At 65.1% G+C, this 12,745-nt stretch carries 12 protein-coding genes; 8 read left to right on the forward strand and 4 right to left on the reverse strand.

Annotation, left to right across the window (positions count from 1 at the left end):
• Positions 1–16 precede the first annotated feature (16 nt).
• Together N7650_RS05670 and araD1 are read right to left on the reverse strand one after the other, a co-directional pair.
• Entirely contained in the window at positions 17–1,336 is a 1,320-nt protein-coding gene (locus tag N7650_RS05670; protein WP_085982841.1) for an MFS transporter, read from the reverse strand.
• 67 nt (positions 1,337–1,403) lie between these two features.
• On the reverse strand, positions 1,404–2,402 hold the full coding sequence (gene araD1, locus N7650_RS05675) for an AraD1 family protein (protein ID WP_279897329.1): 999 nt from the start codon (positions 2,400–2,402) through the stop codon (positions 1,404–1,406).
• Positions 2,403–2,516: 114 nt separating this feature from the next.
• On the opposite strand from araD1, the gene N7650_RS05680 reads away from it, so the two are divergent.
• The 8 genes from N7650_RS05680 to N7650_RS05715 all read left to right on the forward strand — a co-directional run bounded on the left by N7650_RS05680 (position 2,517) and on the right by N7650_RS05715 (position 10,311).
• Positions 2,517–3,440, forward strand: a complete 924-nt coding sequence (locus tag N7650_RS05680) for a LysR family transcriptional regulator (protein WP_279897330.1) — start codon at positions 2,517–2,519, stop codon at positions 3,438–3,440.
• Positions 3,441–3,587: 147 nt separating this feature from the next.
• A complete protein-coding gene (locus tag N7650_RS05685; protein WP_009398892.1) occupies positions 3,588–4,127 on the forward strand; it encodes a methylated-DNA--[protein]-cysteine S-methyltransferase in 540 nt (179 codons plus the stop codon).
• A 78-nt stretch (positions 4,128–4,205) separates the two neighbouring features.
• The gene (yghU, locus tag N7650_RS05690; RefSeq protein ID WP_279897332.1) at positions 4,206–5,045 is read left to right on the forward strand and encodes a glutathione-dependent disulfide-bond oxidoreductase; all 840 of its coding nucleotides are present in this window, start codon (positions 4,206–4,208) and stop codon (positions 5,043–5,045) included.
• Between the two features lie 263 nt (positions 5,046–5,308).
• A complete protein-coding gene (locus N7650_RS05695; protein WP_279897334.1) occupies positions 5,309–5,827 on the forward strand; it encodes a sigma-70 family RNA polymerase sigma factor in 519 nt (172 codons plus the stop codon).
• Positions 5,824–6,723 (forward strand): DUF4880 domain-containing protein, encoded by a 900-nt coding sequence (locus N7650_RS05700; RefSeq protein WP_279897336.1) that lies wholly within the window; start codon positions 5,824–5,826, stop codon positions 6,721–6,723. The genes N7650_RS05695 and N7650_RS05700 overlap by 4 nt, the downstream gene beginning before the upstream one ends.
• Positions 6,724–6,799: 76 nt before the next feature.
• The gene (locus N7650_RS05705; RefSeq protein WP_009407331.1) at positions 6,800–9,157 is read left to right on the forward strand and encodes a TonB-dependent siderophore receptor; all 2,358 of its coding nucleotides are present in this window, start codon (positions 6,800–6,802) and stop codon (positions 9,155–9,157) included.
• Between the two features lie 14 nt (positions 9,158–9,171).
• On the forward strand, positions 9,172–10,005 hold the full coding sequence (locus N7650_RS05710; RefSeq protein ID WP_009407330.1) for an alpha/beta hydrolase-fold protein: 834 nt from the start codon (positions 9,172–9,174) through the stop codon (positions 10,003–10,005).
• Positions 10,006–10,119: 114 nt separating this feature from the next.
• Positions 10,120–10,311: a hypothetical protein gene (locus N7650_RS05715; RefSeq protein WP_009407329.1), complete on the forward strand. Its 192-nt coding sequence runs from the start codon at positions 10,120–10,122 to the stop codon at positions 10,309–10,311.
• Positions 10,312–10,435: 124 nt separating this feature from the next.
• Here N7650_RS05715 and N7650_RS05720 read toward each other — a convergent pair whose 3' ends face one another.
• A complete protein-coding gene (locus N7650_RS05720) occupies positions 10,436–11,764 on the reverse strand; it encodes a hypothetical protein (RefSeq protein ID WP_009407327.1) in 1,329 nt (442 codons plus the stop codon).
• Between the two features lie 168 nt (positions 11,765–11,932).
• Positions 11,933–12,514 (reverse strand): TetR/AcrR family transcriptional regulator, encoded by a 582-nt coding sequence (locus N7650_RS05725; protein ID WP_279897341.1) that lies wholly within the window; start codon positions 12,512–12,514, stop codon positions 11,933–11,935.
• Positions 12,515–12,745: the final 231 nt, after the last annotated feature.

Raw genomic sequence — 12,745 nt, forward strand, 5'->3', positions numbered from 1 at the left:
GGATAACGGTGTGGGCTCAGGCCAGCCCACGCTCGCGATAGTCGATCAGGCCGGAGAACAGCATCAGGCCGAAGGCCATGACCACGAAGAAGATCAGAGCCAGGAAATAGGAGCCGGTGAACTGTACGATCAGGCCGATCAGGATCGGCACGATCACCCCGACCATGTTGCCGCAGAAGTTCATGCTGCCACCCAGCACGCCGGCCTTGGACTTGCCGCCGAGAATGGCCGGCAGGCACCAGTACATGCCGCACCAGCGGATGAAGAACAGCGCTACGCAGAGCAGGGCGATCACGCGCGCGGCATCCGGGGTGTAGGCCACCAGCAGGATGCATAGCGCAGCGACGGCAGCGGAGCCGGCGAACATGCTGCGCATCACGGTGTTCGGCTGGCCGCCGTTGGTCCGCCATTTATCGGCGATCCAGCCGCCGACCAGCTCGCCGACGAAGCCGCACATGAAGATCAGGAAGGTCGCCCCGCCCATGGCCTTGATATCCAGGTTGTGGCTCTGGTGCAGGTAGCTCGGCATCCAGGTCAGCAGGCCGTAGAACACGCTGTTGTAGCAGGCATAGCCGGCGAACATGCAGAGTACCGAGCGGCTTTTCAGCAGTTCCTTGAGCACCGCCTTGCGGTTGCCGCCGGACGTGCTCGCGGCGTCGTTGGCCTGGGTGATGTAGTCCAGCTCGGCCTTGTTCACCAGCGGGTGTTCGCTGGGGTGGTTACGGATGTACCACCAGGCCCAGACGCCGACCACCACGGTACCGACGCCGGCAATGATGAAGGCGATGCGCCAGGAGTCGAACCAGGTGATCAGCCCGGCGATGATGATCGCCCCGAAGGCGGTGCCCAGCGGTGCGCCGCCGTCAACCAGGGTGGCACCGCGCCCGCGTTCGTTGGGTGTCAGCCAGGAGCCGTTGAGCTTGGCCCCAGCCGGCATGATCGGCGACTCGGCCACGCCCAGGCCGACCCGGGTGATCAGCAGGGTGATCCAGTTATGGGCGAAGCCGCCGAGGGCCTGGAAAGCGCCCCAGCCGACGGTGGCGACGCCGACGATATTGCGCACCTGGAAGCGGTCCAGGAGCATGCCGCTGGGGATCTGCATCAACGCGTAGGACCAGAAGAACGCGCTGAGGATCAGGCCTTCCAGCGCCGGGGTCAGTTCGAACTCGGCGGAAATCAATGGCAGGGCCACCGACAGCGAAGCGCGGTCGATGTAGTTGATCGCCGCCAGCAACAGCAGGATCAGGAAGATGCGCCAGCGCACGTTGCTCGGACGTGTGCTGTCGGCGCCGGCGACGGCGGGCGAGGGCGCCGCCGGGAAGGGGCTGTTCTTCATGCTCATCTCACTCTTATGTTTGTTATGAAATGCCGGGTGGCGCCTCCCTGCGCCGGGTGGGTCGGGTTCAGAGGGCCTGCACGGCTCCCGGTGCCAGCGGTTCGGCGGCCTGGCCCACGGTATTGCGCAGCGGCGCGCCGAACTCGGCCAGGCTGATTTCGAACACATCGCCCGGCTCGGTCCTGACCTGGTCGGCAAAGGACAGGGTGGCGGTGCCGAAGAAATGGATATGCACGTCGCCCGGGCGCAGGAACTGCTGGTACTTGAAATGGTGGTACTCGAGGTTCTCCAGCGAGTGGCACATGTTGTCCTCGCCGCTGAGGAAAGGTTTTTCCCACAGCACCCTGTCGCCACGGCGGATCCGGCTCACGCCTTCGAGATGGCGCGGCAGTTCGCCAACCCGCAGCTCCGGGCCGTAGGCGCAATTGCGCAGTTTCGAATGGGCCAGGTACAGGTAGCTGCGGCGCTCCATCACATGGTCGGAAAACTCGTTGCCGATGGCGAAGCCCAGGCGGTAAGGCTGGCCATCATCGGCGATCACGTAGAGGCCGGCCAGTTCCGGTTCCTCGCCGGCGTCTTCGGCGAAGGCCGGGCTGCGCAATGCCTGGCCGGGGCGGACCACGGTGGAGCCGTCGCCCTTGTAGAACCACTCGGGCTGGGCGCCGACGCTGCCGGCCGCCGGACGACCGCCCTCGATGCCCCACTGGAACATGCGCGCGGTATCGGTCAGGGCAGCGGCATCGTCGATCTTCTGCTGGTGCATCTTGTCCCGGGTCGAAGCGCTGCCCAGGTGGGTCAGGCCGGTGCCGCTGACCAGGCAGTGGGCCGGATCCTCGTGGTCCAGCGGCGGCAGGACCCGGCACTCGTCCAGGGCCAGGGAATAACTTTCAGTAACGTCATCCAGGCCCCGGGCCAGCACCTCGGCCGTGAGGCTGCGCTGGTTGCGAATCGCGGCCAGGGCCAGTTCGCGCATATGGCTGGTTGCGCGGACCGGCTGGATCAGGTCGCCCTCGACCACGCCCACATGGCGCCGGGCGGTTGCGGTTTCGAATTGGATCAGACGCATGGGGGCTCCATGATTGTGTGTTCTTGTGGAGGATCGCTGGGGCCACTTTAAATTTCCCGGACGATGCTGCCTAATGACAGCTATTGACCCTGTGATAACTTTTGGTGATCCCCCGTGCTGCCATCCTTGAGTTCCATGGCCTCGCGCCTGCGCCTGCGACAACTGCGCCTGCTGATCTGTCTCGACGAACTGGGCTCGATCCACAAGGCGGCCGACGCCATGTCGATCACACAGCCAGGCGCGACCAAGGCCCTCAACGAGATCGAATCGACCCTGGGCGCGGTGCTGTTCGAGCGTACCAGCAAGGGCCTGGAGGCCAACGACCTTGGGCGCTGCGTGGTGCGCTACGCGCGGCTGATCAACACCGACCTGGCCCATTTGCGTGAGGAAATGCTGGGAATCATGCAGGGGCACGGCGGCCGGCTGTCGGTGGGCACCATCATGGGCGCGGTGCCGATGCTGGTCGAGGGGCTGGCACGGCTGCGCGAGGAGCAGCCGGACCTGTCGGTGACCGTGGTCGAGGACACCAGCGACCGCCTGCTCAGCCTGCTCGACCAAGGGCGGCTGGATGTGGTGATCTGCCGGACCAGCGTCAGCCGGCGGCCGGATGCCTATGACAGCCGGGTCCGGCACCAGGAGCGACTGGTGCTGGTGGCCAACCCGGAGCACGCCCTGGCCGGTAGCGAGCAGCTCGACCTGGCGCAACTGGCGGATTCGCGCTGGGTGGTGTTCCCGGTGAACATGCCGATGCGCCTGACCCTGGAGCGGGAGTTTCGCGAAGCGGGGCTGAATTTCCCCCAGTACCCGATCGAAACTTCCTCGACCTTCACCACCTTGTCCTTGTTGCGCCAGGACCCGGGTCTGCTGGCGGTGATGCCCTGGGATGTGGCGCGGGTGGCGGTGGAGCACGGGATGCTGGTGCAGTTGCCGTTGCAATTGAGATCGCGCAGCGAGCCGTACGAGGTGGTGACGCGGCGCGGGGTGGAACTGAGCGGGCCGGGGCGGGTGCTGGTGGATATCCTGACGATTGATCGTTGACCTCGGGGGCCTCATCGCTGGCAAGCCAGCTCCCACAGGTTCTGTGTGCTCTGCCGACCCTGTGGGAGCTGGCTTGCCAGCGATGAGGCCCTTGAGAACACAGCGGATGCCATGTTAAAGACTTCCCCCCGGATCCAGGACAGCCCCATGTACTACTCCACCCTCTACCCGTCCCCCGTCGGCACCCTGCAGCTCGCCGCCAGCGACAGCCACCTGCTGGGCCTGTGGATGGTCGGCCAGAAGTACTTCGGCGGCAGTGCTCCCGGCACCCTTGAGCCAAACGACAACCTGCCGTTCTTCCAACAGGCCTGCGACTGGCTCGACCAGTACTTCGCTGGCCGGCAGCCCGCCATCGCCGACCTGCCTATGGCCCCGATCGGCAGCGATTTCCGCAAGGCCGTGTGGGCCCTGCTCTGTGAAATCCCCTACGGCGGCACCACTACCTACGGCGAGATCGCCAAGGCCGTGGCCCTGCGCAGCGGCCTGGCAAGCATGTCCAGCCAGGCCGTGGGCGGGGCAGTGGGGCATAACCCGATTTCCATCATCATTCCGTGCCATCGGGTGATCGGCCGCGACGGCAGCCTGACCGGCTACGCCGGGGGCATCGAAAAGAAGATCCACCTGCTGGAGCACGAAGGTGCGTTGTCCTCGCTGTTCTACACGCCGCGCCGCGGTACGGCGCTGTAGGCGGCGAAAACTGAACCCGTGGCGGCCATGCGCTGCCGAACCAAGGACCTGCAAACGATCCGTCGAGGAGGGCTTTTCATGTCAGACACCCCTTACACCCCGCCCAAGGTCTGGACCTGGGACAAGGCCAGCGGTGGCCAGTTCGCCAATATCAACCGCCCGATCGCCGGCCCGACCCACGAGCGTGAATTGCCCCGGGGCCGCCATCCGCTGCAGTTGTATTCCCTGGCCACGCCCAACGGCGTCAAGGTCGGGATCATGCTCGAAGAGCTGCTCGCCGCCGGCTTCAAGGATGCCGAGTACGACGCCTGGCTGATCCGCATCGGCGAGGGCGACCAGTTCGGCAGCGGCTTCGTCGAACTCAATCCCAACTCGAAGATCCCTGCCCTGCTGGACACCCGCCAGAACCCGCCTGTGCGCCTGTTCGAGTCGGGCTCGATCCTGCTGTACCTCGCCGACTCTTTCGGCGCCTTCATCCCCAAGGACCCGGCCAAGCGCGCCGAATGCCTGAACTGGCTGTTCTGGCAGATGAGCGGTGCCGGTTTCGTCGGTGGCGGTTTCGGGCATTTCTTCGCCTATGCGCCGGAGAAGTTCGAATACCCGATCAACCGCTACACCATGGAGGTCAAGCGCCTGCTCGACGTGCTGGACCGACAGCTGGCGGAACATCGCTATGTCGCCGGGGACGAATACAGCATCGCCGACATGGCCTGCTGGCCGTGGTTCGGCGAGATGCTGCGCAACAAGGTCTACGGCGCGGCGGAATTCCTCGATGCGCCCAGCTACCCCCATGTGCTGCGCTGGGCCAACGAGATCGCCGAGCGTCCGGCGGTAAAGCGCGGGGCACGGGTCAACCGGACCTGGGGCGAGGAATCGGAACGGTTGCCGGAGCGGCATGCGGCGAGTGATTTCGACTGAACTGCCGGTGGTTCCAGGGGCGTGGGCCAGGTTTGATGGGCCTGCCCAAAGCCCTGTAGGAGCTGGCTTGCCTGCGAAGGACCGCGCCAGCGGTCCCAAAACCGGTTTCTCAAGGTCTGCGTGCTCCACCCATATGGGAGCAAACCCGCTCATACAATGTACGCGTTGTCCTTTCGAGCTTGCCTAATTTCATATTGAAATAAGAATGATTCGCTATTAATGTGCCCCCGTATTTCAGCCGTTCTGGCTCCGAAGGGGGTGCCATGTCGCTGCATGAAGCGGATTCCATCGTTCCTTTCGACGTGCTCTACGGCACCCACCACGGCTGGCTCAACGGTTGGCTGCGGCGTTCGGTCGGCTGTTCGCAGCAGGCCGCCGACCTGGCCCAGGACACCTTCGTGCGCCTGCTGGTGCGCAATCAGCCGGTGACCAACCGTTCGCCCCGGGCCCTGCTGGCGCGTATTGCCCGTGGCCTGGTGATCGATCACTGGCGTCGCGATGCCCTGGAACGTGCCTACCTCGAAACCCTGTCCCATCTGCCGCAAGCCTGCCACCCCTCGCCGGAAGTCCGCCATGAAGCCCTGCAGTGCCTGGAGCGCATCGCGCAAATGCTCGAAGGCCTGAAACCGGCGGTGCGCGAAGCCTTCCTGTTGTACCAGCTCGGCGGGCTGACCCACACCCGGATCGCCGAGCAACTGGGGGTGTCCAGCCGTACCGTGGAGCGGCATGTCGCCCATGCCCTGCTGCACTGCTACCGCCTGTGCTTCGAGACGCCATCATGAGTCGCCTGCCGGAAAACGTGGTGCGTGCCGCCATCGACTGGCAGATGCGCCTGCGCGGCAACCCCGAACTGCAGGCCCCGTTCAATGAATGGTTGCGCCGCGACCCCCGTCATCAACTGGCCTGGCAACGCCTGCAGCAGATGGCCGGGATGTTCCAGGCCAGCCAGTTGCCGCGGGCCGAGCAGAGTATCCCGTTGCTGCAGCGCGCCTCGGCCGACCTCAGCCGGCGACGCATGCTGAAGATGCTCGGGCTGGTCGCTGGAGGTACCGCGCTGGCGACAGTGAGCGCGCCACCGACCTGGCATCCCGGCTATGTCACCGGCCTCGGCGAGCGCCGGCAGATCGAACTGGGCAACGGTACCCAGGTCACCCTCAACGGCGACAGCTCGGTGGACGTGCAGGGCGGTGAGTTGTTGCTGCGCTCCGGCGAGGTGCTGGTGGACGGTGCGCGCTGGCAGGCGCGCTGCCGTTTCGCCGAATGCAGCGGCCGCGAGGCCCGGGTGGCGCTGCGCGAGCGCGATGGCTACAGCGAGATCCGCGTCGATCGCGGCGAGGTGCTGGTGACCTCGCCGGTCGGCCAGCGCCGCTTGCAGGCGGGCGAGGGGCTGGGCGCGTCGGCGTCGGCGCTGACGGAGCTGGGCAAGAGCCGCCTCGATCCGTTCGCCTGGAGCCGTGGGCTGCTGGTGGTCAACGATATGCCATTGGGTGACTTCCTCGCCGAGGCCGGGCGCTATCGACACGGCTGGCTGGGCTGCGACGAGCGAATTGCCGACCTGCGCCTGTCCGGCGTTTTCCGCCTGGATGAGCCAGCCTCGCTGCTGGACAACATCAGCCATCTGCTGCCAGTGAAAGTGGTGGAGCGCACCCGCTGGTGGGTGCGGGTAGTGCCGGCATAGCGCCGGGCAGAATTTTTTGTCGGACTTCATGGACTCGTCCGGTTATGGGCTATCACTTCCCTTATTGGACCCCTGAATGCGCCGCCCAAGCCCTCCATCGATTCCCTCGCAGCCCCGTTTCCTGTCCCGCGCCGTGTGCCTGGCGCTGGCCCTGGGCAGCGCTGTCGCCAGCTTGCCGGCCCGGGCCGAATACCCGGTCGCCCCGGCCGTGGCTGCCGGCCCGCTGGCCCAGGCCCTGAGCAGTTTCGCCGAGCGCTCCGGGATCACCCTGTCGTTCGCCCCTGATGACGTGCGTGGCCTGAGCACTTCCGGCCTCGGCGGTGGCGGCTCATTGGAGGAGGGCCTGAACCGGCTGCTCGCGGGCAGCGGCCTGGTCGCGCGCAAGACCGCCTCCGGTTATGTGGTACTGCGCGATAGCGAAGCTGGCCTGCAGTTGGCGCCAACCAGCATCGAAAGCACCTCGGTGCAGAGCGCCTTCGCCCCGGTGCCGGGTTATTTCGCCAGCAATGCCAGCAGTGCGACCAAGAGCGACCGGCCCATCCTGGAGACCGCGCAGAGCATCAGCGTGGTCACCGCCGAGCAGATCAACGACCGCAAGGTCAACAAGGTCGAGGATGCCGTAGCCTACAGTGCCGGGGTGCGGGTCGGCAGTTCGGGCCTGGACCCGCGCTTCGACAATATCCAGGTGCGCGGCTTCGAGACCACCATCGCTGCCGACTTCCTCGACGGCCTGCGCCAGCCCGGCAGCGGCTGGCTGTCGCTGTATTCCACCGAAGCCTACGCGCTGGAGCGCATCGAAATACTCAAGGGCCCGGCCTCGGTGCTCTACGGCCAGATCAGCCCCGGCGGCATGGTCAACCGGGTCAGCAAGCGCCCGAGCCTGCTGGCCAGGAATGAAGTGCAGGTACAAGCCGGCAGCTATGACCACCGGCAAGGCCAGTTCGATATCGGCGGTCAGCTGGACGAGGCGGGTGACGTGTTGTTCCGCAGCGTTGGCCTGTACCGCGATTCCGGCTATTCGGTCGAGCAGATGGACAACGACTCGCGTCTGCTGGCGCCGTCCCTGAGCTGGCAGATCGACCCGGACACCAGCCTGACCCTGCTGGCGCAATACCAGGAGCGGCAGACCGCCGCTTCGCCGATGATGCTCCAGGAAGGCGACCACCTGACCCATTTCTGGCAGGGCGACGAATACTTCGACAAGCTGCACCAGCGCCAGTGGACCTTCGGCTACGAGTTCGAGCACGCCTTCAATGAAACCTTCAGCCTTCAGCAGAACCTGCGCTACGGCCAGGTCAGCACCACCAACCAGTACCTGCAGCCGACCTCGATCACCGCCGGGCATATCCTCGACCGCTATGCGGTGGGCGTGTACGAGGACATGAACTCGCTGTCCACCGACACACGCCTGGTCAGCCGCTTCTCCACCGGCAACCTGCACCACACCCTGGTCAGCGGCGTCGACTATGCCTGGCTGGACACCTCGTTGCTCTACGCCATGGGCCCGGCACCCACCATCGATCGCTGGAACCCGGATTACCACCAGCCGGTCGCCAAGCCGACTTCGCCGCTGGCCGACCAGGATGGCCTGGAACACCGCATGGGCGCCTATGTGCAGGACCAGATCGAGCTCGACCAGTGGCGCCTGTCCGCCGGCCTGCGCCGCGACTGGGTGCATGTGCGGCGCGACGACAACCTGACCGACATCAACAGCACCACCAGCGATTCGGCCACCACCGGTCAGCTCGGGGTGCTCTATCTGTTCGACAACGGCGTGGCACCCTATGCCAGCTTCGCCACCTCGTTCCTGCCGGTCAGCGGCGTGAACGCCAGCGGCCAGCCGTACAAGCCTACCGAGGGCAAGCAGTATGAAGTCGGGGTGAAATACCAGCCGCCAGGCAGCAGCACCCTGCTCACCGCCTCGCTGTACCACCTGACCCAGAGCAACGTACAGACCCGCGACCTGGTCAACCCGCTGAACAACCTGCAGACCGGCGAGCAGGTGTCCCGCGGGCTCGAGCTGGAAGCGGTATCGGACGTCAACGACAGCCTGCGCCTGACTGCCAGCTATGCCTTCAACGACGCGGAGGTGACCAAGGGCAACAACGGCGACCAGGGCAAGGTGCCGAAGAACGTACCGCGCCACCTGGCTTCGCTGTGGCTGGACTACAGGCTGCCGTTCGGCTTCGGCATTTCCGGCGGCGCGCGCTACACCGGCAGCACCTACGGCGATGCGGCCAACCGGGTGAAGAACCAGGGCTATACCCTGGTCGACGCCGGCGTGCACTACGACTTCGGTGGCGGTCTCGACGGCGTGCGGGTGGGCGTCAATGCTCGCAACCTGTTCGACGAGCGCTTCATCAATTGCCAGGACGGCTACTGCTATCGCGGTGAAGCGCGCAGCGTGGTCACCAGCCTCAGCTATCGCTGGTAACGAGGGGAAAACACATGCTGCGTAACTGGATGATGAGCCTTGCGGTGCTGCTGTTCAGTGGTCTGGCCCGGGCTGAACCGGTGACCCTGGATGGCACCGAACAATGGACGATGCACAGTGCCGAAGGCCGCGAATACCGCATCATGGTCAGCCTGCCCGAGGGTGATGTGCCCTGGACCGGCGGCTACCCGGTGATCTACCTGCTCGACGGCAATGCCTACTTCCCGGCCTTCCATGCCGCCAAGCGGGCCCAGGACCGGCTGCGCGGGGCGGTGCTGGTGGGGATCGGCTATCCGAGCGACACACCGCTGGATTTCGTGCGCCGCGCCTATGACCTGTCGCCGCCGGCCCCGGCCGAGCGCAACAAGCCGCCACAGGGCGGGCAGGATGTGTTCCTCGACTTCATCGAGAAGCGCCTGATGCCCAGGGTCAACGAACGCTTCAAGGTCGACCAGGACCAGCGCAGCCTGGTCGGCCACTCGTTCGGCGGAATGTTCGCCATCTATACGCTGTTCACCCGGCCCGGGCTGTTCCAGCACTACGTGGCGATCAGCCCGAGCCTGTGGTGGCAGGATCGTTTCCTGCTGGCCCATGAACGGGCCTTCACCGCCAACGCCCATGCCGGCAAGCTGGACCTGATCCACCGCAGCCTGAGCCTGAGCGTCGGCGACCGGGAAATGCCCCAGGAGATCCAGGATGTACGCTCGCTGCAATTGCGCCTGGAAAACCTCTCGCAGTACGGACTGCGCAGCGACCTGCAGATCGAGGCGGGCGAGGATCACGCGGCGATTCCGTTCCGCGTGCCGAACCGGGTGCTGGACGAGTTGATGAGTACGCGGCGCTACTGAACCTTTCACGATTGTCATCCGCGCCTCACCTTGGCGTTAGCTGCACCTGCATAGACTGGCCAGCAACAGGACCCCTTTCCCTGGGCGTCCGAAAACGTTCGAGGTGTGATGCGGATGCTCAAGGTAATGGCGGTGGCGGGTCTGGTGTCGGCGCTGGCCGGGACGGCACAGGCGGCTGATGGCATGCAGCGGATCCAGGATTTCCAGGCCAGGTTCCAGGCCGAGCAGGACCGGCTGTGGGGTGACCGGGACAAGGAGCAGCAGGTGGTGAAGCAGGACAAGGCTGACAAGAAGGCGGATGGTTGAGGTGTTCTTTCGGGCCTCATCGCTGGCAAGCCAGCTCCCACAGGTACAGCACCGCTCTCAAGAGCAGTGGTGATCCTGTGGGAGCTGGCTTGCCAGCGATGAGGCCCTCAAGACCAATGGAGAGCTAGAACGGTACCGCCACGGTCAACTGGCTATACACATTGGTCCCGTTCCCGCCCACCTGATTCCCTCCGTTCGTCTCATCCTTCTTCGGCTGGTAGAGGCCGATCAGCGGGCTGACGATCAGGTGCTCGTTGACCGCCCATTCGACATAGAAATCCAGCTCGCGGGCATCGAGGTTGAGGGTGTCGCGGGTCCTCAGGGTATTGAAGTCGAAATACAGCGCGCCGACGGTGAGATTTTCCAGCGGCGTGGCCTTCAGGCCGACATGGTGGATGCCGGTGTTGCTGTTGAACGGGCCGGAGTAGTTGGCCGCCACTTCACCCTGGAACCAGGTGCCATAGCCGGTGCTCAGGCCGGTGAACAGCGAATCCCAGCCCTGGGAATAACGGGTGTAGCGGTAGGTAACCTTGGGCGACCAGGCGACATCGGCGAAGGTGTAGCCTGCTTCCGCGTACCAGGCCTTTTCCGGGCCTGCGTCCTTGTCCTGCCAGGCGTATTCGAAGGCGAAGCTGGCATTCTCGATGCCGCCGTTGCCTTCGCCGCGCAGGCTGTAGACGTCCATGTTCTCGCGTTCTTTCTGGAACTCGCTGGCCCATTGGTCGACCACGTCGAGGCCATGTACCCAGGTCAGGCCCAGAGTGCCGGCCTCGGCGGTGTAGTCCAGGGTGCCCGCAGCCAGTTCGGTTTCGGCCTGGGCGCGGTTGTCGGACTTCAGCCACACTACGCTGCCGTGCAGCCCGTCCTGGCCGCCGAGTTTCAGCACCGCGGTGCGGTCGAAGGCGTGACGGGCCGCCAGGTAGTAGGCGCCGCCACGGTTCAGCGCACCGTCGGCCGGGCCCTTGCCAAGGTTGGGGCCGTCGTCGTTGATCAGGAAGCCGCTGCCGAGCTTGACCACCTGGCGTCCTGCGGAGAAGTCCACGCCGTCCTTGCCCAGGACCGGGAACAGATCGCCCGAGCGCCAGCCAAGGAAAGCATCCTCGATCTTGGTGGTGCGTTCGGAGCCGTCGGTATTGCCTGCCGCGTCGCCATCACCCCAGGTCGCCGAGCTGACCAGGTTAAAAGTGCCGTACAGCGTGCCGTTGCCACCCAGGCCCTGGTCGCCGCTGACCCCGTACTTGATGAAGCCTTCGCGCCAGGTCGAACCGCCCGGGGTGCCATCGTAGTTCTTGCGACTATTGAACATGCCGAACACGGCGAGCATGTCGGCGTTCAGGTGGGTATCGTCGTCGGCGTACAGCTCGTAGGCCAGGGCCGGCTGGGCCGCGGCCAGGGTGACAAGGCTCAGGCCGACGGCCCGGGCCAGTGGTAACAGGTGGTGTTGCTTGTTCATGAGTGCTCCCCGGTTCTTGTTGGCAGATCGGGGGCTATTAGGGCGCCGGGCGGCGGGGCAAGTCTTGTTCGTGGCTGCCAGTGCTTTTGACCGCAATGGCCAGTTCCAGGGCGGGCACGGTGGTGCGTTCAGGCTCGCACAGGCTGTACTCGTGTGCCTGCGTCGTACTCAAGCCGGCACGGCCGCACCCTGCGGCAACAACAATTCCACCATCCGCTGGCTGCGCTCCAGCCTCTGCTGCTGGGTGTCATGCCCGTGCAGCAGCGACAGGCTGATCTGGTACGCATAGATCAGGTACGCCCGGTCCTGGGCTTCGTCTGCCAGCGCCCCGGCCTGGATCAGCAAGCCCTCGATGTAGTTCAGGCGGTGACTGTCCACCTCGTCGATCGCCTGGCGCGCCTGCTTGTCGCGCCGCGCCCAGGCGCGGATACCCAGTTCGATCGCTGCCGCTTCCTTGGCCGTCTGCCCGTGGGACGGCAGCTCCAGCAAGCGTTGCAACCGCTTCAATGGCGACACATTGGCATTGCGCAGATTGAGGATCACCTCCTCGGTCGCCCGCGTCCGCCAGTTGCCGAGGATGCATTCGAGCAGTTCGCCGCGGCTCTTGAAATGGTAGTAGAAACTACCGCGGGTGATCTTCAGTTCCTTGGCCAGGGTATCGACCCGGACCGCATCGACGCCGCTGCTGACCAGTACGTGCTGCGCGGCATGAATCCAGTCTTCGCGAGTGAGATTGGTGCGTGATGACATCGTGTGGGGCCTTGTTGATCGAGCTGGACAGGCGCAGGGGGGCAAGCGCGGAGCGAATTCCCCCGGTTGATGAAGTACATGGCTTTAGGCGAGTCTTCATCATTTTGCACGTTTCCACTTAGTGTGAGTTGACACACGTCAAAAGCGTTCTTCGCAGGAAGATGCAGGTCTGTATGTCAAGAGAATAACCCCTGCTATAAGGTTCCGCCCCGGGGTTCCAGAGCGCTGTCC

It is taken from the genome of Pseudomonas sp. GD04058 (assembly GCF_029836855.1).
Lineage (GTDB): Bacteria > Pseudomonadota > Gammaproteobacteria > Pseudomonadales > Pseudomonadaceae > Aquipseudomonas > Aquipseudomonas bharatica.

Coding starts and splice junctions, on each gene's coding strand:
- N7650_RS05670 (WP_085982841.1), bottom strand. CDS start 1,336: ATGAAGAACAGCCCCTTCCCGGCGGCGCCCTCGCCCGCCGTCGCCGGC.
- araD1 (WP_279897329.1), bottom strand. CDS start 2,402: ATGCGTCTGATCCAATTCGAAACCGCAACCGCCCGGCGCCATGTGGGC.
- N7650_RS05685 (WP_009398892.1), top strand. CDS start 3,588: ATGTACTACTCCACCCTCTACCCGTCCCCCGTCGGCACCCTGCAGCTC.
- yghU (WP_279897332.1), top strand. CDS start 4,206: ATGTCAGACACCCCTTACACCCCGCCCAAGGTCTGGACCTGGGACAAG.
- N7650_RS05695 (WP_279897334.1), top strand. CDS start 5,309: ATGTCGCTGCATGAAGCGGATTCCATCGTTCCTTTCGACGTGCTCTAC.
- N7650_RS05700 (WP_279897336.1), top strand. CDS start 5,824: ATGAGTCGCCTGCCGGAAAACGTGGTGCGTGCCGCCATCGACTGGCAG.
- N7650_RS05705 (WP_009407331.1), top strand. CDS start 6,800: ATGCGCCGCCCAAGCCCTCCATCGATTCCCTCGCAGCCCCGTTTCCTG.
- N7650_RS05710 (WP_009407330.1), top strand. CDS start 9,172: ATGCTGCGTAACTGGATGATGAGCCTTGCGGTGCTGCTGTTCAGTGGT.
- N7650_RS05715 (WP_009407329.1), top strand. CDS start 10,120: ATGCTCAAGGTAATGGCGGTGGCGGGTCTGGTGTCGGCGCTGGCCGGG.
- N7650_RS05720 (WP_009407327.1), bottom strand. CDS start 11,764: ATGAACAAGCAACACCACCTGTTACCACTGGCCCGGGCCGTCGGCCTG.
- N7650_RS05725 (WP_279897341.1), bottom strand. CDS start 12,514: ATGTCATCACGCACCAATCTCACTCGCGAAGACTGGATTCATGCCGCG.